Source organism: Vibrio sp. B4-6 (assembly GCF_963888245.1).
GTDB classification, from domain to species: Bacteria; Pseudomonadota; Gammaproteobacteria; order Enterobacterales; family Vibrionaceae; genus Vibrio; species Vibrio anguillarum.
The window spans coordinates 14,164-37,153 of the sequence record NZ_CAWPIM010000013.1; the positions used below are offsets into that span (position 1 = coordinate 14,164).

General features: G+C 44.2%; 18 protein-coding genes. 7 read left to right on the plus strand and 11 right to left on the minus strand.

From position 1 onward, the window contains the following. Positions 1-48: 48 nt before the first annotated feature. From AACV20_RS05885 to AACV20_RS05895, 3 genes are all read left to right on the plus strand, one after another. Entirely contained in the window at positions 49-678 is a 630-nt protein-coding gene (locus tag AACV20_RS05885; protein ID WP_017044764.1) for a CoA pyrophosphatase, read from the plus strand. A gap of 299 nt (positions 679-977) precedes the next feature. Beyond that, positions 978-2,231 (plus strand): aromatic amino acid transport family protein, encoded by a 1,254-nt coding sequence (locus tag AACV20_RS05890; RefSeq protein ID WP_017047579.1) that lies wholly within the window; start codon positions 978-980, stop codon positions 2,229-2,231. Between the two features lie 101 nt (positions 2,232-2,332). Next, positions 2,333-3,694 (plus strand): L-serine ammonia-lyase, encoded by a 1,362-nt coding sequence (locus AACV20_RS05895; RefSeq protein ID WP_013856773.1) that lies wholly within the window; start codon positions 2,333-2,335, stop codon positions 3,692-3,694. Positions 3,695-3,798: 104 nt separating this feature from the next. Here the strand turns inward: AACV20_RS05895 and AACV20_RS05900 are convergent, their stop codons facing one another. Continuing rightward, positions 3,799-7,536, minus strand: a complete 3,738-nt coding sequence (locus AACV20_RS05900) for a M66 family metalloprotease (protein ID WP_170907972.1) — start codon at positions 7,534-7,536, stop codon at positions 3,799-3,801. A 619-nt stretch (positions 7,537-8,155) separates the two neighbouring features. Between AACV20_RS05900 and AACV20_RS05905 the strand changes: the two genes are divergently transcribed. Next, positions 8,156-9,355, plus strand: coding sequence for an HNH endonuclease signature motif containing protein (locus AACV20_RS05905; RefSeq protein WP_017044767.1), 1,200 nt, complete (start codon positions 8,156-8,158; stop codon positions 9,353-9,355). Between the two features lie 89 nt (positions 9,356-9,444). On the opposite strand, the gene queD is transcribed toward AACV20_RS05905, so the two are convergent. Next, the gene (gene queD / locus AACV20_RS05910) at positions 9,445-9,804 is read right to left on the minus strand and encodes a 6-carboxytetrahydropterin synthase QueD (RefSeq protein WP_010320709.1); all 360 of its coding nucleotides are present in this window, start codon (positions 9,802-9,804) and stop codon (positions 9,445-9,447) included. Positions 9,805-10,109: 305 nt separating this feature from the next. On the opposite strand from queD, the gene AACV20_RS05915 reads away from it, so the two are divergent. The 3 genes from AACV20_RS05915 (at position 10,110) to AACV20_RS05925 (ending at position 13,842) form a co-directional block, all read left to right on the plus strand. After that, complete coding sequence (locus AACV20_RS05915; protein ID WP_017048608.1) at positions 10,110-11,741, plus strand: methyl-accepting chemotaxis protein; 1,632 nt, start codon at positions 10,110-10,112, stop codon at positions 11,739-11,741. A 154-nt stretch (positions 11,742-11,895) separates the two neighbouring features. Beyond that, positions 11,896-13,296, plus strand: coding sequence for an asparagine--tRNA ligase (gene asnS / locus AACV20_RS05920; protein WP_026028293.1), 1,401 nt, complete (start codon positions 11,896-11,898; stop codon positions 13,294-13,296). Between the two features lie 246 nt (positions 13,297-13,542). Beyond that, positions 13,543-13,842 carry a hypothetical protein gene (locus tag AACV20_RS05925; RefSeq protein WP_019282370.1) on the plus strand — a complete coding sequence of 100 codons (300 nt, stop codon included), beginning with the start codon at positions 13,543-13,545 and terminating at the stop codon, positions 13,840-13,842. 65 nt (positions 13,843-13,907) lie between these two features. On the opposite strand, the gene AACV20_RS05930 is transcribed toward AACV20_RS05925, so the two are convergent. From AACV20_RS05930 to AACV20_RS05970, 9 genes are read right to left on the minus strand one after another with little or no spacing between them, the layout of a single operon-like run. Continuing rightward, positions 13,908-14,984 (minus strand): protein-glutamate methylesterase/protein-glutamine glutaminase, encoded by a 1,077-nt coding sequence (locus AACV20_RS05930; RefSeq protein WP_170907970.1) that lies wholly within the window; start codon positions 14,982-14,984, stop codon positions 13,908-13,910. A 34-nt stretch (positions 14,985-15,018) separates the two neighbouring features. Beyond that, positions 15,019-15,537 carry a chemotaxis protein CheD gene (locus tag AACV20_RS05935; RefSeq protein WP_013856765.1) on the minus strand — a complete coding sequence of 173 codons (519 nt, stop codon included), beginning with the start codon at positions 15,535-15,537 and terminating at the stop codon, positions 15,019-15,021. Further along, on the minus strand, positions 15,537-16,415 hold the full coding sequence (locus tag AACV20_RS05940) for a CheR family methyltransferase (protein WP_094134085.1): 879 nt from the start codon (positions 16,413-16,415) through the stop codon (positions 15,537-15,539). The genes AACV20_RS05935 and AACV20_RS05940 overlap by 1 nt, the downstream gene beginning before the upstream one ends. Next, positions 16,399-16,947, minus strand: coding sequence for a chemotaxis protein CheW (locus AACV20_RS05945; RefSeq protein WP_228209078.1), 549 nt, complete (start codon positions 16,945-16,947; stop codon positions 16,399-16,401). The genes AACV20_RS05940 and AACV20_RS05945 overlap by 17 nt, the downstream gene beginning before the upstream one ends. Positions 16,948-16,962: 15 nt before the next feature. Further along, positions 16,963-18,582, minus strand: a complete 1,620-nt coding sequence (locus tag AACV20_RS05950) for a methyl-accepting chemotaxis protein (protein ID WP_017044773.1) — start codon at positions 18,580-18,582, stop codon at positions 16,963-16,965. 35 nt (positions 18,583-18,617) lie between these two features. Next, positions 18,618-20,789 (minus strand): chemotaxis protein CheA, encoded by a 2,172-nt coding sequence (locus AACV20_RS05955; protein ID WP_170907971.1) that lies wholly within the window; start codon positions 20,787-20,789, stop codon positions 18,618-18,620. 41 nt (positions 20,790-20,830) lie between these two features. Then, complete coding sequence (locus AACV20_RS05960) at positions 20,831-21,142, minus strand: STAS domain-containing protein (RefSeq protein WP_013856760.1); 312 nt, start codon at positions 21,140-21,142, stop codon at positions 20,831-20,833. 9 nt (positions 21,143-21,151) lie between these two features. Next, complete coding sequence (locus AACV20_RS05965; RefSeq protein ID WP_013856759.1) at positions 21,152-21,535, minus strand: response regulator; 384 nt, start codon at positions 21,533-21,535, stop codon at positions 21,152-21,154. Positions 21,536-21,552: 17 nt separating this feature from the next. Further along, complete coding sequence (locus tag AACV20_RS05970; RefSeq protein WP_013856758.1) at positions 21,553-22,725, minus strand: methyl-accepting chemotaxis protein; 1,173 nt, start codon at positions 22,723-22,725, stop codon at positions 21,553-21,555. Positions 22,726-22,990: the final 265 nt, after the last annotated feature.

The following is a 22,990-nucleotide window of genomic DNA, read 5'->3' on the forward strand; positions in this document are numbered from 1 at the left end:
GAACTAGGCTAAAAAGAGGTAGACGCAAAATCCGAATAGGTAACGAAAATGAAGAGAAACAGCGTACAGACTGCGACCCCCTTGACAAAAGATCGGCTTATCCAGCGCTTTCAGTTGCAACAACCTGTGCCTTATCATGAAGAATCTATCCGTCGTGTGGCACACCTTGCTCCTCAAACCTTACGCAAGGCTTCAGTGTTAATTGGTTTTGTTGAGCGGAAGAATGGTTTAAATGTGGTATTAACCAAGAGAGCTGCGCACCTTAAACATCATCCGGGACAAATCAGTTTTCCTGGCGGGAAATATGAGGAAGTCGATGGCTCGCTGCAGATCACTGCGCTTCGTGAAGTAAGAGAAGAAATTGGAATTCTAGCAAACGACATTACTATTTTTGGGCAACTGCCTGAATTGGTTACCGTCAGTAAATTTGTAGTGACGCCCTTTCTTGCTTTTATCAACCCCAATTACAAGGCCATTATTGATACCAATGAAGTGGACGAAATATTTGAAGTTCCCGCCCACCACCTGTTTGATCGAAACAAACTCTATAGCGAATTATTTCAAGTAAAAAATCAACGACATCGCGTTTTCGCCATCCCTTATCAACATCATTTTATTTGGGGGATGACAGCGCAGATCATTCATGTTTTGCAAAAACAAGTTATTCAACCTCATTAATATTCAAACTATTCAACCATAAGTTTAAATAACACGGATGATTATTTTTCCTTATCCCGTCCAAAAGCAAACGTTTGGCATGAATAAATGTTAATCGAAGCATTATATTGATAACTTTTACTAATCAAAATCATTAACATTACTCACATGTAGCACGCCATTTTCGTGATCAAAAATGGGTTTTTGACATATCATTCAATAAGCCAGAACGTTACATGATTTAGATCTAGTTTTCGAATGAGAAAATTATGCAAAATGCGCTCGACTTATTTCCTGTTCCCAAAAATGAGTAATACAATATGAACACAACAACTTCGTCGGCATCTGCCGTACAATCCTCTAGCAAGTGGACTTATAAAGATTTCACTTGGTGTCTTTCACTTTTTGGTACAGCCGTTGGTGCCGGTGTACTTTTCCTTCCAATTAAAGCTGGTGCGGGTGGTTTTTGGCCATTAGTAATGTTAGCCCTAATTGCGGCGCCAATGACTTGGTTCGCACATAAAGGCTTAGCTCGCTTTGTTCTTTCTTCAAAAAATGTTGATTCTGATATTACTGACACAGTAGAAGAGCATTTTGGTAAAACTGGCGCAAACCTTATTACGTTCGCATACTTTTTCGCCATCTACCCTATCGTTCTTATCTACGGCGTTGGTATCACAAACACCGTTGATTCCTTCCTTGTTAACCAAGTTGGCATGGAATCGATTCCTCGTTGGTTACTTTCTGGTGCGCTGATTGTGGCAATGACGGCTGGCGTAGTATTTGGTAAAGAGCTGATGCTAAAAGCAACGTCTGCCATGGTGTATCCATTGGTTTTCATTTTATTAGCACTTTCTTTCTACCTTATTCCAGAGTGGAACACCTCTATGATTGAAGTCGCACCTGATTGGTCTGCGATGCCAACCATCGTTTGGCTTGCAATTCCTATCATCGTGTTTTCATTCAACCACAGCCCAATCATTAGCCAGTTCTCTAAAGAGCAACGCCTACAACATGGTGACAACGCGGTTAAGAAAACCGATATGATCACTGGTGGCTCGGCCATGATGCTGATGGGTTTTGTGATGTTCTTCGTGTTCTCTGTTGTGCTGTCTCTGTCGCCAGAGCAACTCGCGTTAGCAAAAGAGCAAAACATTTCTGTGCTTTCTTACCTAGCAAACATCCATGAATCACCAATCATCTCTTACATGGGTCCTCTTGTTGCCTTTGCAGCGATTACCTCTAGCTACTTTGGTCACTTTTTAGGGGCACATGAAGGCCTAGTTGGTTTGATTAAATCTCGCTCAAATAGCTCAGTAAGCAAGATTGAAAAAATGTCACTGATCTTCATCGTGTTGACAACTTGGATCGTAACGATTGTAAACCCAAGCATCCTAGGCATGATTGAAACCATGGGCGCACCGATGATTGCTGGCATCTTGTTCCTGCTGCCTGTATTTGCAATGCACAAGATCCCTGCAATGGCGAAGTTCAAGACTTCAGCACCAGTACAGATTTTCACAACTATCTGTGGTCTTGCTGCTATTACTTCTGTAATCTACGGCGCTCTTTAATCTGGTGGTTATATCAACCGTCATGAATACTGCATACAGAACATAACTATAATAATGAGCCTCCCTCTTAGCTAGGGGGGCTTACTTTTGAGGTAATCGATATGATTAGTGTATTTGATATCTATAAAATCGGTGTTGGTCCTTCAAGCTCACACACAGTGGGACCAATGAAAGCGGGTAAAGAGTTTATTGATGATTTACGTTCAATGGGAAAATTGCGCGACATCACTAAAATCACCGTGGACGTTTATGGTTCATTATCACTGACAGGGAAAGGTCACCACACAGATATCGCTATCATCATGGGTCTTGCTGGTAATACCCCTGAGAAAGTTGATATCGATGCTATTCCAGGCTTTATCGCACGCGTTGAAGAAACCGAGCGTCTTCCCGTTGGTATGCACTGTCATACCGTATCGTTTCCTAAAGAAGGTGGAATGAATTTCCACAAAACGAATTTGTCCTTGCACGAAAACGGCATGCAGATCCACGCGTGGATCGATGATGAGGTCGTTTACTCAAAAACCTACTACTCTATCGGCGGTGGTTTTATCGTTGATGAAGAGAACTTTGGTAAAGAAAAAGAGAACCCTATTAAAGTTCCTTATGTCTTCACTAGCGCTGACGAGATGATGAACCAATGCAAAGAGAGTGGTCTTTCCATCAGTACGCTGGTTATGGCTAACGAAAAAGCACTGCATTCTGATGAAGAAGTTCGTACTTACTTTGCTAATATTTGGAAAACCATGCGCGAATGTATGGACCGCGGTATGAATACTGAAGGTATCTTACCAGGGCCTCTTCGTGTTCCACGCCGAGCAGCAGCACTTCGTCAACAGTTAATGACCTCAGAAAAAACCACTAACGATCCAATGGCGGTCGTTGACTGGGTAAACATGTACGCTTTTGCAGTGAACGAAGAAAATGCCGCGGGTGGACGTGTGGTGACGGCACCTACTAATGGCGCATGCGGTATTATTCCTGCAGTGTTAGCCTATTACGATAAATTCATTCAGACCGTTACTGAAAAAGACTATATCCGTTACTTTGCCGCCTCTGGAGCTATCGGTGGGCTTTACAAACGTAACGCTTCTATTTCTGGTGCGGAAGTGGGTTGTCAAGGTGAAGTAGGTGTTGCCTGTTCGATGGCAGCCGCGGGCCTTGCAGAACTGATGGGTGGAAGCCCTGAACAAGTTTGCATGGCCGCTGAAATTGCGATGGAACATAACTTGGGCTTAACCTGTGACCCTGTCGCGGGACAAGTACAAGTGCCTTGTATCGAGCGCAATGGTATTGCTGCAGTGAAAGCGATCAACGCAACGCGGATGGCGCTACGCCGCTCATCGGCACCTCGTGTTTCGCTTGATAAAGTGATCGAAACCATGCTTGAGACAGGTAAAGATATGAACGCCAAATATCGTGAAACGTCCCAAGGTGGTTTAGCGATTAAAGTCGTTTGCTAACGAGCACCTATCTATTTAAAAACCTCGTTCATTAAAACTTAACGCCACTCGCTTAACAGCGAGTGGCGCATTTTACGACTTTACCTCACGATCCAGTGAGGAACTTAAAACTGACCGAGATATTCCCAGCTACTGTTGGTTGGATTGGGATCGGTTGGGTAAGGGAAATAACCGTACTTAGTCACTTTCAAGCGGTAGTAATGATAGCCGCCACGGAAAGCGTATTGATAAATATCGTCCACTTGACCACGCTGGCCATCACTGCCCCACACGCCCATCGCATCTTGTTGATACCACTCCAGTAACGAACGTTCAAAGCTTGCTAAATCACGATTTAATTCCGCAAGATAAGCTTGAATGGTGCTGTCGCTGCCAAGGTAAACCCAATCTAGGTTTGACTCTCCGAGCATCGGGAAAGCTTCCCCCTCTCCTGGGCGTTTTTGGATAAAGTAATGGTTTTCACCATCGATTTGCCCAACAAACACCGCATTTTGCGCCTTATCCCAAGTGGTTGAGGTACGCTCATCCCATGTCAATAAGCGAGATACACCAAAGTAGCTTTGTACACGCGCTTCAATGCTCACACCAACCGCTCTACTGAGCTTGATTGGGTTGAAAGCAAAGTTCACATAGCGATCTGCCGAACCTAGGTATTTCCAACCCTGATTACTGGTTTGATCGGCCGGGAATGCGCCAGCATCTACCATACGCATTACAAAGTAATCACGCATGCCCGTTTCTGGGTTCGGGTAGACATACAATGCCCCTGCTCGGCGCTCCGCTTTCGTCACGCCATTGTTTAGAACGCCACGCCCATAGTGTTCGGCCACAAAAGCATCAAACTCAGCGATCGTTGCAAAATCCGTGTTCAACAGAATTTCATTCTGCGCGAAGGTTGGAGTCATATCGACCACTTGGCTGTAACCGTACTCTTGGCCAATGATGATGGGGCCTTTGAGCTTATCCAGTGGCGGGTTCTGATCTGGCGTCATTCGAGTCAGTTCTGTTTCACCGCCTCGATCCGAACAATGCAAACTCACTTGAGTTGGTACTCCATTCTCCATCGATAAGTTAACGTGGAACTTGTTACTTTCATTGCCAGCGTGGCGAGAAGCACTCAATCGAACTTGTTCGCGGATCCCATCTGCAAATTCAACATCCAACTGACACTGACCCTGAACCTGGTAAGTAGGACGCAACACTTCATCGCCACGAATGGCATAACGCCACGTTTGGCCATTTTTATGCATCACACCTGCAACCTGTTCACAGTGATTACCGACGACAAATCCAGCTCCATCGTGATCATTTCCAGACTTATTGAGTGTACATAGGCTCACTTCACCGACATCGGCCGTCGGTGTGTAAGTCACCATTCCGCGACCATACTTGGAAAGCAATTCATACTCGCCTTGTGCAGAAGTCATGTTCACGTTGATGTTCCATGTCACATCGCGTCCAACAGAACAACGGTCGGTACTGGGTTCAACCCCACCGACAAACTGCGATCTATCGCCATTGGCCGCTTGGAAAGTAAACTTACACAAACGTTGCTGCTCACCATCTATGCGTAATGTTTGCCAAATATCGCTATCGAGCTGTGCCTGAGTCAGGTTCGCCACCGCTTGCCAACCTTCCAACTGATAATCCCCTTGATCTGGCTGTGGCAGCTCAAACACGTTGCCATAATTCGAGTAAATCAGAGGATAGATTTGGCTAGGGTTCTCATTCTGCGGATCATAAATCCCCAATAAAGTAACTACGGGTACGCCCACTTGCTGCGGTTTCGGTGTATCGGTTTCTACAGCTTTATAACGTTGGGTACTCTGATCCCACTGCACATAACCGCTTGGGCTGTTGCTATCAAGGTTAAAACCGTTGTTCATCCAACGCTGTGCTTTGCGCGACTGAGCCGGATGCTCCAAGGTAAAGCGGCTGATGGTGCCCACGTACTCTTGTTCACCGCCATTTTGCGCATCACGCAGGAAACGGAACGCATCTTTAAACGGTGGCACAATATCGTCACCTTGCTGTTGGGTGTAGACATCGCCTTTCCAGTGCAGGTTACCGATAAAGCGTTGCTGGAACGCATCCCAACCCCAGCCAGATTCCATATCGTGAATCGACGCCATATATGGGTAGTGGCCAAGCCCATAGTTATGGCCCAGTTCATGGGACCATTCATTGCCGGTAGTATTTTGCAGGGTTACTTTACCGCCACCGCCACTGCCGCCATGAACCACAACTTGAGCTAAATCTGTACCTTCTTTGGTATACACCCCGACGTTGGTGTGTGCGGTAATGTGGTTGTAGCGGCGGTTGTATTGCTGCGAATAACCCGCACTACTCACAATGCCGACGTTGGCGTTGTTAACACCTGTAGAGACCAACGCTTTACCGATCGCTTCACGCATATCGCCACTGTGCCAACCACCCGTACTCGCACTCTTATCGGTGTACACCACACCATTTGGCATAGTGACAACAGGGAAATAGGCAGGAGTGTAGTCAGCCATCACCAATTTAGACGCGGGTATTTTTTGGAAATAATCCGCGGCCAAAGTTGGAAGATTTTGAATCATCGTATTGTGGTTACGCGGTTGAGTCAGCATGCCCATGTCGATATTTTGAATCACCAACGCAGGCGCACCACCAAACTGGATGTCTCCTTGGCTGAGCACACCTTCACGGCCTAAGTTGTCGGTCAAGCGCAGTGAGAGCTCCGGCTTCATCCAGTTCCATTGCAGCGGCAGTGACCAAGCGTGATGAGAGAACACCACCTTCATACGGCCATTCTCTGGCTGATCCGATGCGGCCAGAGCACTGGGCGGCAGCATCAAGGTGGTGTGCACTAATTCGCCATCGAGGAACACTTCGGCGCGGACTTGGTTAATCTCTTCCCCTTGTTGCGGGGTAAACAGCAGCATCGCTTCACGGTTCATGATCACGTCCAAATGACCTTGACCAGTTAACTCATTGCTATTCGGCGCGACTGATGTATGGGTTTGAGTAATGCCCAACCCACCCTCTAAACTGCCTTGCAAATGGTTCGGGGTTGGGATTTCATCGGCAAAACCGACTCGAGCATCTTGAGTAGTAAAGCGCACTACCTTGGGCTCAGCACAATCCACTGGATTACACGAGTTCAACACCATATCATATGATGTGCCAGGCTTAAGGTCACCGATAAAAAAGCCCGCAGAAACCGAATCATAGCGGCGAACATCCTTCGCATCACTCAAATTGATTAAGGTGAGCTGAGTCTTATCGGCTTCATTTTGCCCAAGCCAGTCAAATGACACACCGACATCAGACAGGCTCGAGACGGTTAACGAGGTAATCTCTGGCTTCACTAACGCACCACAATCAGAGGTTTCGGTACGATAGATGACATCACGTTGCCAGATGTAGCTACCATCGGCGCGCTTAGACCCGTGTGCCGCAGGAATGTATTCCACAAAGCAGCCTTGCTCGTCCGATTCGTAAACACCAAATTCGCGGCTCATCAGATAAAAACCGCCGTCGTACACCATGAATTCCCAACTCTGATCGACAAAATCGATCACATTGCGATAAGGCGTATCATCGCCACTTTGATAAGGTATAAAGGGGAATTGCAGATCATTTTTGTAACTAAGCCGATAATCGAAGCCTTTATAGTGGATCCAACGCTCACCGTTGCGTTCAAACACCCCTTCTCCACGTTCGGCGATCGCTTTAATCGATTCTAACCGCTCGACGATTTTTTCCCCGACCTGGATCAAGGTGAGCTCATTTTGCGCCCAAACGGGTGCGCTTCCCAGTAGCCCTGCTACCAGAAGCGTTAATGGTTTCTTATTCATCATTGGACTGCTCATTTTAGTTTATAGTGACGTGCCTGAATTTCAGCAGCAGCAACCCACGAAATCTGCGCTGGTTAAGCAATAATCGATTCCGGATATAGACAACTGGGTTACCGATTCATTATTAGTTACCTAATTTCATTTCGATAGAATCACTATGTCCGTAACGAGATAAGGGTTCCAACCCAATGAGGCTAATGTCTTTAAAGTGAGAATTCACACGAAAAAGTGTGCAACAAAAATGCATACAAACAATAAATAATTTTATTAAAATCAATCAGAAACAATGATACTTAAGAATATAACACGCACACCGAAAGAGAATGATTACGATTGTTCATGAGCATTGAGAGGATTAAGCGATCAACTTTTTGGCGATTTTATCGCACAGATATTGGCTAAACGGCAGCGTGTCAGTCGCGGTAAGAAAAGAGATTGTATATATGCAGACTGCGTAGGTTTTTATGAACACCTTTTTGCACAGCCTTCTGAACGTGAGATCTCCTGCATAAATAATGAAACATCACATACATAACAAATTAAAATGCGATATAGGTTTAATTTATTGACTGAGCAAATGGTTATCTTAGTTGCGATTTAACTATCCAATGAGAAAATTATGACAACGAAAATTTCATACCTTACCCTACTGGCACTGCTTTGCTCTCCCCTTACCAGTGCGCAGACAGAAAATAGTAACGCTGAGCAACCATCAAGCCATGTGACATGTCGCGCTCACAACCTGACTCTGAATTTAACCACCGATCAATATGCTTCTGAAACAAGTTGGGAAATAAAAAACAGCCTCTCACAGGTTATTTATGCGGGTAATAATTACTCAGACTCCACATCTTATAGCCAAGAAATATGCTTATCGGATGGTGAATATCAATTCACCATCCATGACAGTTATGGTGATGGTATTTGCTGTGGCTCTGGCAATGGTCTTTATTCCTTAGCCAAAGGCTCGGAAATACTGGCCTCTGGTGGAGAATTTCAATACAACCAATCAAACAGCTTATTACTTGGTGAATCAACACCTCCCGCTAACCATGACTATTATCAAGCCGCGATAGGAAAAACAGGTTTTGAACTAAAAACGGCCTTATACAACATCATAAAGAATCATAATAGCCGCGGTTATTCCGCAATTTGGACACTATTACAAAATGCAGACATAGATAACTACTATGAGAATGACGGTTCAATGTTAGATATCTATTCTGAGAAACCTGACAACAACGACAGTGTTAGTTTTACTAAAGTCAGCGATCAGTGTGGTCAGTATCGACGAGAAGGCGATTGTTACAATAGGGAACACTCATTTCCTAAAAGTTGGTTTGGGGGCAGCGTTGAGCCAATGAATTCCGACGGTCATCACTTGTTTGCCACTGATGGTTTTGTCAATGCAAAACGCAGTAACTGGCCATTTGGCGAAGTTGGTCATATCACTTATACCTCAAGTAATGGTTCAAAACTTGGCAGTGCAAGCAATACGCTAGGTTATAATGGCACCGTATTTGAGCCTATTGATGAATTTAAAGGAGATCTAGCGCGCGCCTATTTTTACATGGCAACCCGCTACGAGAACCGTATCGGCAGCTGGCAAGGAAATACTGACAACGCTGATGCCATACTTGATGGTACTAGTACCGTGGTTTTTGAAGCTTGGGCTCTGGCCATGCTAAAGCGTTGGCACCAAGAAGATCCTGTGAGTGCTAAAGAACGCCAGCGCAATGACGCCGTTTATCAATTTCAAGGTAACCGAAATCCCTATATCGATCATCCTGAATATGTAAGCCAAATTTGGGGTCATTAGGCTCTTTATATTGGGTAAGTAGATAGGCGCGATAGTAGTGCCTATCTACTTGTTATTTATTGTTTGTTGTTCGGAATTGTCTGCTGGTATTAGCCTTTATAAATACAACCCGCCGTGCAGGTTTCTTTAATTTCAACTTTGCTGAGCAGTGGTAAGCTTGGCTTTAATTGTTGCCAAATCCATTTCGCAAGCACTTCACTGGTTGGGTTCTCTAACCCTTCAATGTCATTCAAGTAATAGTGATCTAAACGATCATAAATAGGTTTAAATATCGCTTTAATTTCAGAAAAATCAATCACCCAACCAGTATGAGGATCGACCTCACCTTCTACATACAGACGAACTAAAAAAGAGTGCCCATGTAAACGGCCGCACTTATGCCCTGCAGGTACATGAGGTAAACGATGCGCGGCTTCAAACATAAACTCTTTGTATAATTCTGTTTTCATCTTGGTTCTCAAGCTTTTAAAAGAGAGGCAATACTAAGGAATATAGACTCACGAAACAAGTTTCTAGACAGCTTTGTTTACATTGCAAGACAGATGAAGCAGTACAATTTATCACGGTGATACAACGGAAAATCCCACGCCTTTGAGTGATATTTTAAGCATTAATAGGGAATCATGACGTGCCACATCACATTTGTTAAACCTATAATATGTATAGGGTCACACTCCAAAGACTACAACTTTTGCACTAGTGCATATTAACGCTATATTTACACTGTCATCCTCTCAATAATAATAAAATTATCATGAACTCAACAATTACGTCTAAATTGCTACTTACGCTCATCACCGTTTTTGCTTTTGTATTAACGGTATCAACCAGCTATCAATATATACAACAACGTGACCTGCTCAATTCGGTGTTGAGCGAGCAGTTACACGATAAAGCGAGTAACTACTTTGATAGCCTCAATATGATGATGTTGACTGGTACCATGGCTCAGAAAGAGACCTTGCGCCAAAAGGCACTCGCGCAAGATGGTATTGAACAGGTGCGAGTGTTACGTTCAGAGGCGGTCAGTAAACTTTATGGTCCTGGAAAAGAAAATCAACAGCCAATGGACGAGATAGATAAACGCGCACTGGCCGGGGAAACCGTCATTGAACCATTCAATGCTTCCTGGGGGAAAGGATTGGTCGTCGCCTTACCGATGAAATCAAGCCTAGATTACCGAGGCACAAACTGCGTATCTTGTCATATGGCGGAAGAAGGAACCGTTTTAGGAGCTATTCGTCTTGAATATAACCTGAGCCATGTAAACCAAATGATCAGTACTCACACTGTCATTGCCGTTATTATTATGGCTTCCATTGCCTTTATCGGATTTATGATCACGCTTTTTTTGATCCGCAAGATGATTGTTCGCCCTATCCAGCATACGTCACGATTCATGTGTGAAATCAGTAAGAGCAAAGATTTATCAAAACGACTTATCAGCACCAAAAAAGATGAACTCGGACAACTCGCGGTCTCCATCAACTCTTTAATGGACACGGTTTCGGACAGTTTGGCAAAAGTGCAAGAGACCTCTCATTCGCTTGCCGATTCAGCAAACCAGTTAACCGACGTAGCACAAACAACCAACCAAGCGGCAAAAAATCAGCAGCGTGAAACCTCTGACGTTCAGCTCAATATTGAAGAGATGCAATCTCAACAACAGACGGTTAATCAAGCTACCGTTGATGCATCAAAGCTTATCAAACATACCGCTAATGTCGCTCAACAAAGTGCACAGCAAGCACATACAGCTAGCGCAGATATCAAAGGTTTGGTAAGCGATATCGAGTCCGTGAAAGATAAAATTTCTGAACTTAATAATCAGACAGGGCTGGTTTCCTCCATTCTTGAAACGATTAAAAGTATCGCCGAACAAACTAATTTGCTGGCTTTAAACGCGGCGATTGAAGCAGCACGAGCGGGTGAACAAGGAAGAGGCTTTGCGGTCGTGGCCGATGAAGTGCGAAAACTCGCCTCACGAACAGCAGAAGCGACTGGAAACATTGAGAAAATCATCGCTCAATTCCAACGTGACAGTGAAACATCGCTCGCCTCAGTTGATTTGGTTTGCTCACATGCGCATCAACGTTCAAATGAAGTCGAAGTTTTATCTTCCGCAATGAGTAATGCCGTACAAGAGATGCAGCAGGTGCTTGATCATGCAAACAATATTCAAGATCAAACACGAACGACCACACAAGTCAGCCAAGAAATTCAAGGGAAGATCGAAGTCATTACTCGACATGCTGATGATACGTCTCAATCGGCAACGCAAACCCGAGAAATCAGCGTCAATTTAAAACAGCTATCGCAGCGCTTAGAAACATTGATGAATCAATTTACGCTTTCTGCTAAGAATTCGGCCACGAATCGACAATAAAGGTTGATGCGAACGAATTGACAGGTAATATGTGCCATTGAATTAAAAAGTAATAAGCAACCCAATGTTTCGCTTGTTTTTTGTCCACTTTATAGAGTGAGAATACCTTTGAACATTGGGTTGAATTTTTACCTCAATGGAGACTATATCAAACATGACTTACGCGCCTGTAACAGACGTATTGAGCGGTAAGCTGGCCGTTGACAGTGAAGTGACTGTCCGAGGCTGGATTCGTTCTCGTCGTGATTCCAAAGCTGGAATCTCTTTTCTTGCCATTTATGACGGCTCTTGTTTCGACCCGATTCAGGCCGTGGTCCCTAATAATCTGAATAATTACAATGACGAAGTGCTAAAGCTCACTACTGGCTGCTCTGTCGAAGTAACAGGTAAGATTGTTGAGTCCCCTGCTTCTGGTCAAGCATTTGAACTTGCAGCAACTGAGGTGAAGGTTGTTGGCTGGGTTGAAGATGCTGAAACCTACCCAATGGCAAAAACTCGCCATTCAATTGAATATCTTCGTGAAGTGGCGCATCTTCGCCCACGCACCAACGTGATTGGCGCAGTGGCTCGTGTACGCAACTCCCTTTCTCAAGCCATCCACCGCTTTTACCACGAGCAAGGTTATTTCTGGATGTCAGCGCCGCTGATTACCGCTTCTGATGCAGAAGGTGCGGGTGAAATGTTCCGTGTTTCAACGCTGGATTTCGCTAACCTTCCTCGTACTGAGCAAGGCAATGTCGATTTCAATGAAGACTTCTTCGGCAAAGAGACATTTCTTACAGTTTCAGGACAGTTAAATGCCGAAGCGTATGCTTGTGCATTAAGCAAAGTGTACACTTTTGGCCCAACGTTCCGTGCTGAAAATTCAAACACGAGCCGCCACCTTGCAGAATTTTGGATGGTAGAGCCAGAAGTCGCGTTTGCTGATCTAAACGATGTCGCGAAACTGGCTGAAGATATGCTGAAGTATGTCTTCAAAGCTGTTCTTGAAGAACGTCGTGATGACCTTGAGTTTTTTGCTTCGCGTATCGACAAAGAGGCAATTACTCGTCTTGAGCAGTTCGTTAATTCAGATTTTGCGCAAGTAGACTATACCGATGCGGTGAAGATCCTAATCGATTCAGGTCGTAAGTTTGAATTTGATGTTGAATGGGGCATTGATCTTTCTTCTGAACACGAGCGCTTCCTTGCTGAAGAGCACTTCAAAGCGCCTGTGATCGTCAAGAACTACCCTAAAGACATCAAAGCATTTTACATGCGTCTAAACGACGATGGTAAAACTGTCGCTGCAATGGATGTTCTTGCCCCAGGTATTGGTGAAATCATCGGTGGCTCTCAACGTGAAGAACGTTTAGATGTTCTTGATGCGCGTATGATTGAAATGGGCATAGATCCTGAACACATGAGTTGGTATCGCGACTTACGTCGTTACGGTACTGTACCGCACGCGGGTTTCGGCCTTGGCTTTGAGCGCTTAGTATCCTACGTGACTGGTATGGGCAACGTGCGTGATGTAATTCCTTTCCCACGTACACCACGCTCTGCAAACTTCTAAAAATCAAACACGATTTTTGTGAAAACCACCGACGTTAAACTCGGTGGTTTTTTTATTTCCCCAACAATCAGTGTTCACTCTCAATAACAATAGAGTGAATTTCAAATAAACATGAGATCAAAATCACCTCAATTTCATCTCCCTTTGTTACATTTAGTTCAATTTCATGATCATGTTCACTCTATTGTGCTATGCAACCGAGTTACATTAACCACGTATTTAGATCGATCCATGGCGAGAACTTATATGAAAGAAAATGATGTAGATAATTTGCAGTACAATGGTGAAACAAACGGTGTTCATGGCTGGATGACCCCTTCTGGTCAACCTTACTACTGGCATCCTGATTGGCTTCATATCGCAGAAGATGCTACTGGCTTAAAGCCTAAACAAGCGTTAGATGTGGCAGAAAATGAGCAAGCAACAAAAAAACATGCCGTGTCGGCTATTTTGAAGCATATCAATCAATGGGCTTCAGAAAAGCTCGCCGAACACCCTGAAATAGAAACCGAAGCCATCGAATCTCAAATTGGCTTAAAAAAGTAACTACTACGACTTGTTGGGAGCACCTCAACAAGTCGGTTTCAACTAAAAATAAATGAAGATCTGATCTATAAGTGCCTAGATGAAGCTCGTTGCAATATTTCCTGCGCTATTTGATTGAGTGGTAGCACCGAACAAGCACCACCACGTTCGATTGCCTCTTTAGGCATACCAAAAACGATACAGCTTGCTTCATCTTGTGCAACTGTATAGGCACCGCTTTCTTTCAACTCATGCAAACCTCGTGCGCCATCATCTCCCATTCCCGTCAAAATAAAACCGACAGCGTTAGGGCCTACATGTTTTGCCGCTGAGCGAAAAAGTACATCGACTGATGGTTTATGCCTGTTAACTGCGGGGCCATCTTTGATTTCGACTTGATAATGTGCACCACTTCGATTCAGTTGCATGTGACGGCCACCCGGAGCGATCAATGCCAACCCCGGAAGAACTCGGTCACCATTCTTTGCTTCCCTGACCTCTATTTGACAAAGCCCATTGAGCCGGTCAGCAAACATCGCGGTAAATTTTTCGGGCATATGTTGCACGATAACAATCCCCGGAGAGACTGCTGGCAATGCTGTTAAGATTGCTTCTAAAGCTTGTGTCCCACCTGTAGATGTGCCGATCACGACCACTTTTTGTGTGGTTTTCAATGTTAATGTCGGGTGATTCGGATTCGGCATTGTTTGCTGTACTTTCTTGAATACATGAGGTTTGGTGGGTTTAACAATATTTTCTAGCTTTGCTTGTGCGGCGGCACGCACCGCACTTAACATTTCCTGCCGACTTTCTTGTAGAAAATCTTTCAACCCTGCTTTGGGTTTAGTGATAATCGTCAACGCACCAGCTTGCAATGCTTGCATAGTCACGTCCGCGCCACGTTCCGTCAGTGTAGAACAAATAATGACTGGCGTCGGATGCTCAGCCATCAGTTGCTTAAGAAACGTAATACCATCCATACGAGGCATTTCTACATCTAAAATAATCACATCTGGCCATTGAACAGCCATTTTTTTTTGAGCGAATATGGGATCAGAAGCAGGAGTAAGCACTTCAATATCAGGTTCATTACTCAACAAAGCGCTGATCACTTGCCGAACAACCGCGGAGTCATCCACGATTAATACTTTTATTTTTTTCATGTAATGCCTCTATAAGTCGACACTCAATGGCTGATTAATAAGCTACCTCTCTTGCAGAAGATCGCCCATATTGAACCCAAACATCACCATTTTGGACATCAAAAAATACTTTACGATAACGCTTTCCACCTACATCATTGCGACTTACTTGAAAACCGTGCTCTTTCAGTAACTGCATACCCAGTCGCACATTTTGTTGTGCAACATTTATCGAAGCGACTTTGCTGTAGTGACCTGCAAACATAGTGCTACCTCCAAATACTTTAACAACACATTCCTTAGGATTGATTTGATGTCGTCGGCACTGAAGGGAAAAGTACGCCACAACATCGCTAGCATAATAGCCTTCAGGTTGTTTGGCCTCTTCACCTAGGGCGGATCGCTGGCTCAACAGATAATGGCACATACCCACTAACTGCGTTTTTGGATGCCATAACGTAATGGCAACGCACGAACCCAGTAGCGTATGAATCCAACCTCTGTGATGACCAAAGAATATCTCGCCAGGCATCAAGTTCAGAGCCTCTGTTTTAGGTAAAAATTCGTTCGCCATTAATCACGAATCCCTCGTTTTTGATAGATAGACGGCTGCAGTAATTGTAAGTCATCGCAGTTGAGTCCATTTAATGTTTCTGAGTGGCCTATTAATAAAATACCGCCATTTTTTAATCGGTTCGTAACGTTACTGATGACTCTTTGTTTGGTATTTTGATCAAAATAAATCATCACATTACGTAAAAAAATAAGATCAAAGTGACCAAGTTCATCCAACTGATTTTGTAAGTTCGCTAATCCGAATTTCACTTTTTTCCTTAATGAATTAACGATTTTCAATGTGTCATGCTTGGTATCGATGCCTTTTCGGCAATACGTTTTGAGATAGGCTTTCGGTATATGTTCATGGCGTAGCATCGGATAAATACCCTGTGATGCAATTTGCAACACTTGACTATTGATATCGGTACCAACTATTTGCCATTCTCCTTGGTAACGGCTGTCTAATAACATTGCCAGAGAATAAGCCTCTTCACCTGTCGAGCTTGCTGCGCTCCAGCAACGGATCTGTTTTTTACCCCATACAGTGAAGAGATGGTGCTGGATGTAAGCAAAATGGGCCTCTTCTCTGAAAAAGTACGTTTCATTGGTGGTCAGCAAATTGATGACTCGTTGCCGCTCAAGTTTGCGTACTTGCTGATCGCTAAATTTCGTCAAATACTCAAAATACTCCCGATATGAACTTATACCGAGCTCTCTTAAGCGCCCGCTTAAACGCCCAACCACCAACGCTTTCTTACTGGGTGTTAGTGCGATACCTGCAGATTGATATATCCAGCCACGATACAACTCAAAGTCTGCATCACTGATGATGGGCATTTGCTCCATGGCTGAATTCCCAAGTTGCTGAGATTTGTGCTTAACTTGCAAGTTCATTCTGCTCTTTGACCTGTTCCATCATGGCCAACTCTTCAACAGATAGGACTTTATCCTCCGCTAAAATAATGACAAACTCTTCATCGAATTGAGCCATACCACAAATAAATTCGGTCCGGATCTTGGTACCAAAATTAGGGGCAGGTCTCATAAACTTACTTGATATTTCAATGACTTCAGAAACACTGTCAACCATAACACCTAGGTCTTGACGCTGTTCTTCATTCGTCACTTCGATAATGACAACACAAGTCTTTTTATTCACTTCTTGCGGTTTAAGATAAAAACGCCGAGCTAGGTTGACGACAGGTACCACTTCACCACGCAAGTTAATAATGCCTTGAATGTAGTCAGGCATCATTGGCACCTGAGTTACTTTGCCATACTCTAATATTTCCTTAACATGCAAAATCGCAAAGGCGTACATTTCACCATTGAGCTGAAATGTTAAGTACTGTTGATCTTGTGCTAATTCTGTATTGGACTTAGCCAATATCATCGAGTTAGCCTCAACCGGGATAAGATTAGCCACATTCACCTCCAGCCACTAAAAGCGCACATACTCAGGTTCATCGTCCATAGAGACAAACTCAACATCTTTCTTCTGTTTAGGGCGTTGCTGCTCGTGGTGAACTGAAGATTTATTTGCTGCTTCACGGCGATTATTTTCTGTTTTGAAGAAGGTCATTAGTTGCTGGAGCTGCTGTGCTTGGCTACTCATCTCTTCAGAGGTCGACGCAAGCTCTTCTGATGCGGAAGCACTTTGTTGCGTGATACTGTTGAGCTGTTCCATCGCTTGGTTAATTTGTGTTGCTCCGGTCGCTTGTTCCATTGAAGCTGCGTTGATCTCTTGTACTAAATCGGATGTTCTTTGAATAGAAGGCACCATTTCATCCAGCAGTTTTCCGGCTTGTTCCGCTAAACCAACGCTATTTTTAGCGACCTCACCAATTTCTTGAGAAGCAACCTGACTGCGCTCTGCCAATTTTCGGACTTCTGCAGCCACCACTGCAAAACCTTTACCATGCTCGCCAGCTCTAGCAGCTTCGATTGCGGCGTTGAGCGCAAGTAAGTTAGTTTGATAAGCGATATCATCAATAATACCAATTTTCTCAGCTATCGATTTCATCGCTAACACGGTTTTAGCTACCGCTTCTCCACCTTCTTTCGCTTCTTTAGCCGCTTTACCTGCCATGCTATCGGTCACTTTCGCATTTTCAGTGTTTTGCGCGATTGAGGCTGACATTTGCTCTACCGACGAGGTAGTCTGTTCAACACTGGCCGCTTGTTCGCTCGCACCTTGACTTAAGTTCTGAGCGGTAGCTGAAACTTCTTCGGATGCCGAAGCCAATGCATTACTTGAGCTATTCACTTCACCTACGATGTCTGACAACTTGGCCACCATTTTTTGCATGGCTTCAAGCAAGCGACCCAATTCATCGCCTGACGTCGCTTCAATTTTACCTGTTAAATCACCCACAGCGAGTCGGTTAGCCAGCGACACTGCTTGCTCTAAAGGATTACAGATCCCACGGATCAAGGTAACCGCAAATCCAATACCAAACAGTAGCCCCAATATAATTGATCCAATGGCTATCATTTGTAGGTTGTCATAAAGCTCAACCTCATGGTTATAAACATTCTGCGCTTCATTAGATTGCAGCTGAATTAATGCATTTACTGTTTTTTCAACGGGTGCATAGAGTGGGCGTACTTTATCAACTGCAAGGCGAGTCGCTTCATCAATGTCTAAACGTCGCAAAGCATCAATGGTGGGCTGTAGAGCTTGCTCAACAAAGACTTTATTTTGTTCTTCAAATTGTGTTGCTAATTCAGCCTCCTCCTTGGTTAATTTAGTTAACTTGTATTTGCCCCATTTGTCATCAATCACTTTGAGGTGGTTCTCAACCGTCTCAATCTGAGCACGAATAATATCCGCTTCTGGGTACAGTTGTGAGAAAGCCAGCGCTATACGATTGCTCAGGAGACGAGATTTAATGTCACCGATAGACAGTGCTGGTACGGTTCGGTCATAGTAGACCGTTTCTAGCCCATGCAGTGTTTTTTGCATGCCATAAAGCCCGAGTGATCCGACCACAATGAGTAACAAACTTAAGATGCCAACTAGCATACTTAGTTTGAATTTAACTGAAATATTTTTAAACATAGCCTATTCCTTTCTGACGATGTAATTGAGCCAAATTAGTGCATTGCCAATAAGCGATGCTTCGACTCTTCCTTCATAATATGTTGCGATAAACTGGCGATATCTAAGATAAGAGCAATATCCCCGCTGCCCAAAATAGTCGAACCGCTGATTCCTTTAACCCGTGAAAAAATCGGCCCAAGTGGCTTAATTACGGTTTGTAATTCCCCCAACAAATTATCCACGATCAAACCAGCACTTTGCCCTGCACTACTGACCACCACCACATTTTGGCGTTTTGAGCGACGCACAGTGAGGTTAAATTGCACTCTTAAATCAATTAAAGGCAGCACTTGTCCCCTGAGATTAATATAAGGTTTGCCTTGGCCATCTTTGAGCCACTGGTCATCAAGTTCGACGCATTCTTGAACGGCATCCAACGGCACAACGAAGGTTTCGCTACTCACTTCAATTAGGAAACCATCAATGATCGCGAGTGTGAGCGGCAATACAATGCGGATAGTTGTTCCTCGATTAAGTAGGCTGTGAATCTCTACTCGACCTCGCAAATCGGTAATATTTCGCTTCACTACGTCCATACCGACACCGCGACCTGAAATATTGGAAACCTGCTGGGCCGTTGAAAAGCCGGGCTCAAAAATGAGCTGAAAAATCTCGTCATCGCTCACGAGTTGGTTTTCATCAAGTAGCCCTTTTTCAATCGCTTTTGCGCGCAATTTTTCGCTGTTGAGCCCTTTTCCGTCATCGCTCACATCGATCACTATATTGCCTGAGTCATGGTAAGCATTGAGCGTGATGGTGCCGTGAGAAGGTTTACCATTTGCGACACGCTCTTCCTCTGTTTCAATGCCGTGGTCAATCGCATTGCGCACTAAATGCATCAAAGGATCGCCAATTTTTTCAATAACTGATTTATCTAATTCGGTATCCGCACCGGTAATCGTGAGATGAATACTTTTGTTTAGCTCCTTCGCCATATCACGAACAACGCGTTGAAAACGGGCAAATGTCGCACCGATAGCCACCATTCTAAGCTGTAGTGCCGCGTCTCTGACTTCTTCGAGAAGGCCATTGAGCCGTGCAACAGATTCAATCATTACATTTTCGCCAATTAGCTCCGCCTGTAATGCACTGCCGGCACCTGCGGTGACCAATTCCCCGACTAAATTAATTAAGGTATCTAACTTTTCAGCATCCACTCGCAAGCTTTTTTGCTCTTTGGTTAGCGCCTCTCGGGCTTTACTTTGTTTATCGACCGCCGCATTGAGTACGGGTGCTAATTGAGCATCAGCCTGAGTGATAATTTCGCCTATGGGTATCGCGTCCGAACTCGCTTCTCGCCGCTCACTTTGTTGCTGCAATGCACGCTTCAATTCAGTCTCAGTGAGCGCGCCACAACGAACTAATATTTCGCCAATTCTATAATTTTCATCGGGCATTGATTGAATGTGCTCAATGAAGTCACCCACTTTGGCACTGGGTGGAAAGATGCGAACGTCACCTTCTTCACGAATGAATTCAAACACGTCTTCGATTTGTTGTTTAGATGCCGGCGAATAGAAACGCAGTTCAAAACCCAAATAACAACATTCCGGATCAAAGTTGTGCCAATCAGGTAATTTTCGGTCGACCGCCTCGATATAAATAACCTCTCCCAGCGTAGTTAAATAAGAAAGAAAAGAGAGCGGATCCATACCATCTTGGAATGCATGAAGCGGGAAAGTTAAAGAGATATGCCAGCAGAAATTATCGAGTGCGGTGTGATCAGGTTCAGATTCCGTGGTTGGTGAATGACTTTCTGGTTCAGATTGACCTAAAAACTCAGACAATCGGGCCCCTAAGCGCTGTCCGGTAACGTCATCTTCTGATGACTCTTGCCCCGTTTGAGCATCATCAATCAAGTTCACCATGTGATCGCGGCACTCAAGCAACAAGGAAATATGCTTTTCATGCAACTTAAGTTGTTCTGAGCGCAATAAATCAAGCAAGCTTTCTACTTTATGAGTAAAACGAACGATCTCATTTAAGTTAAATATCCCTGCTGAGCCTTTTACAGTATGCGCTGCTCGGAAAATTGCGTTTAATCGCTCATTTAAGCCATCAAGATTCCCGCTATCCAGTTCAAGAAGGTCAGATTCCATCCCTTCAAGCAACTCCCTACTCTCATTAAAATAAGTTTGGAGCGCCGCAGCCATCATTTCGTCCATAGTATCTCCCTGGGGCTTCGTCAGTAGCTTGTCACTTTGTCTTATTGTGAACTCGAAAGAACGATAGGGTCATGAAACCATCCCACTAGCCCCAGTTTACCCAGCACATCCACCACGACTTCACTGTGATGAATCAGTTCACATCCCTGTTCTATTCTTGCTTTTTTAAATGCCATCAATACTTGTACGCAACTGCTGTCCAGAGCAGTGACTTGGGAAAGTTCAATGGCGATCTTCTCGCTATGAGACACAAAAGGGGTCAGCTGCTCAAACAAATTTCGAGCCTCATAAATCGTCAGTTCACCGTCAAGTTTTAACATTAATTGCTCATCGGTTTGGTGTGGAGTCAGCATAATCCCCCCTTAGGCTTGGATCAGTTTTGCTACGGCGGCAAGCATCTGTTCAGGTGCAAAGGGTTTTACAACCCAAGCTTTCGCACCCGCAGCACGACCCTGTTCTTTCTTCGATGCCTCAGATTCAGTTGTGAGCATAATCACCGGCGTAAATTTTGTGTCTGGCCTTTGCTTCAGCTCTTTAAGTAAGGTAATGCCATCCATATTCGGCATATTTACGTCGCTGATGACCAAATGAACACGATTCCCGGCCAATTTGGATAGTGCATCTTTACCATCATGAGCTTCGATCGTCTGATAGCCTGCTCCTTTTAAGGTCATACTCACAACCTGCCGAATTGAAGCCGAATCATCTACAACAAGTACCGTTTTGTTCATCACAGAGTTCCTCATTTATTCATTTACGGTTCTCAAAAGAAAGTAATGTCCGTGCTAGTCACCTTGCTTTTCACCTCAGTAACCTTGCCTTTGTGGCTTTCATGTTGTTCTATCATGGTGTAGTTCTTGGTCATTTTTTCCAGCCATTTTTGCGGGGATAATTCGCCTGCGATCGCATGATTGCTGTCTTGTTTGAGCAGCTCTAATGAGTCACTGAGTTCTTTGAGATTGGTGCTGATTTGCTCTAATATTTGGCTTACTCGGTCTTGAAATTGCAATTTCACAATCACACTACTGATTGTTTCCTTCACCGAAAATGCATCTTCTTTTAACCGCTCAGACTGTTGCTGTAAGGTTTGTGCCATATCTTGGAAGTGGTTAATGACATAATCGATACGCTGCTCGGTTTGTTCCATTTGTTCACTCTCAGCCGCAATAGCCATTTCAGCCGTCTTGAATGTAGTATTAATCGCATCACTGACAACGTTCACTTTCTCCGTCATGCTGCTAGCGATCTCCCTTGAACGCTGTGAAAGGTTACGCACTTCATCGGCCACCACTGCAAAACCTCGACCTGCCTCTCCTGCTCTGGCTGACTCAATGGCAGCATTAAGTGCTAATAAGTTGGTTTTTTCAGCAATGCCCACCACATCGGTTGCCATTTTTTTTAAATCGACTGTGTATTGATCAAGGCTGCGCATTTCATCAAGCATATGCTCTCTTGTCTTTTGGCTTTCTCTAAGCTCATCAACCGCTTTAGAAAGCATGGCTCGACAACGCTCAATTTCGCTCATTAAATTACGCTCATCTTTTAAGGTTGAACCTTGCGAGAAGGAGAGTGCTTGTGAAAGCTGCGTGACAAGATCACCAAATTGCTGGCTCAGTTGAGTAACAGAATCGGTAAGTTGCACATTAGCTAAATCAATATGACGAGACCACACTGGCAGAGATTGAGCAAAGAGAGGCTCTAAAGAATGATATCCATCCAGTTGGATCTCTTGTGTTTGAGAAAGGTGTTCAATCGTCTTTTTTTGTGCTTTGACTTGGGAAATGAAGGATTCGTAATTCCAAATTGCATAGCTAACACTAGCAAAAGTAACAAATAATAGAGCCCAAACACCAAAATGTGTTGGCTGTGGCATAAGAGCAACTATCGACAATAGCACTAAGGGCACGTAAACACGTACCAGCCTAATGAGGAGCATGATTTATTATCCTTTAGCCATAAAACACTGACGAAAGCTATGACGTTATGTAAGAAGTTGTTATGCAACGCCTAGAGCTCATAACTAAAGATAGGAAAGCTTGGAGGAATCTGCAATGTAGTCGGTAGATGTAATTTTACGAGAGTGTCCTGAATTCTGTGTAACTGTCTAAACTTAAGCCTTAAAGGCTAAGGATGGACAATATGGATAAGAAAGCACTCGAAGCTTTTGCTCGTGAAGCAGCAAAGTCAATTAAGACAGAATC

Bases quoted from the DNA above. Each gene is read 5' to 3' on its own strand.
- AACV20_RS05915 (WP_017048608.1), top strand. From the start codon at position 10,110: ATGAACTCAACAATTACGTCTAAATTGCTACTTACGCTCATCACCGTT.
- AACV20_RS05930 (WP_170907970.1), bottom strand. From the start codon at position 14,984: ATGAAAAAAATAAAAGTATTAATCGTGGATGACTCCGCGGTTGTTCGG.
- asnS (WP_026028293.1), top strand. From the start codon at position 11,896: ATGACTTACGCGCCTGTAACAGACGTATTGAGCGGTAAGCTGGCCGTT.
- AACV20_RS05905 (WP_017044767.1), top strand. From the start codon at position 8,156: ATGACAACGAAAATTTCATACCTTACCCTACTGGCACTGCTTTGCTCT.
- AACV20_RS05960 (WP_013856760.1), bottom strand. From the start codon at position 21,142: ATGCTGACTCCACACCAAACCGATGAGCAATTAATGTTAAAACTTGAC.
- AACV20_RS05955 (WP_170907971.1), bottom strand. From the start codon at position 20,789: ATGGACGAAATGATGGCTGCGGCGCTCCAAACTTATTTTAATGAGAGT.
- AACV20_RS05940 (WP_094134085.1), bottom strand. From the start codon at position 16,415: ATGAACTTGCAAGTTAAGCACAAATCTCAGCAACTTGGGAATTCAGCC.
- queD (WP_010320709.1), bottom strand. From the start codon at position 9,804: ATGAAAACAGAATTATACAAAGAGTTTATGTTTGAAGCCGCGCATCGT.
- AACV20_RS05895 (WP_013856773.1), top strand. From the start codon at position 2,333: ATGATTAGTGTATTTGATATCTATAAAATCGGTGTTGGTCCTTCAAGC.
- AACV20_RS05950 (WP_017044773.1), bottom strand. From the start codon at position 18,582: ATGTTTAAAAATATTTCAGTTAAATTCAAACTAAGTATGCTAGTTGGC.
- AACV20_RS05935 (WP_013856765.1), bottom strand. From the start codon at position 15,537: ATGGCGAACGAATTTTTACCTAAAACAGAGGCTCTGAACTTGATGCCT.
- AACV20_RS05925 (WP_019282370.1), top strand. From the start codon at position 13,543: ATGAAAGAAAATGATGTAGATAATTTGCAGTACAATGGTGAAACAAAC.
- AACV20_RS05885 (WP_017044764.1), top strand. From the start codon at position 49: ATGAAGAGAAACAGCGTACAGACTGCGACCCCCTTGACAAAAGATCGG.
- AACV20_RS05890 (WP_017047579.1), top strand. From the start codon at position 978: ATGAACACAACAACTTCGTCGGCATCTGCCGTACAATCCTCTAGCAAG.
- AACV20_RS05965 (WP_013856759.1), bottom strand. From the start codon at position 21,535: ATGAGGAACTCTGTGATGAACAAAACGGTACTTGTTGTAGATGATTCG.
- AACV20_RS05900 (WP_170907972.1), bottom strand. From the start codon at position 7,536: ATGAATAAGAAACCATTAACGCTTCTGGTAGCAGGGCTACTGGGAAGC.
- AACV20_RS05970 (WP_013856758.1), bottom strand. From the start codon at position 22,725: ATGCTCCTCATTAGGCTGGTACGTGTTTACGTGCCCTTAGTGCTATTG.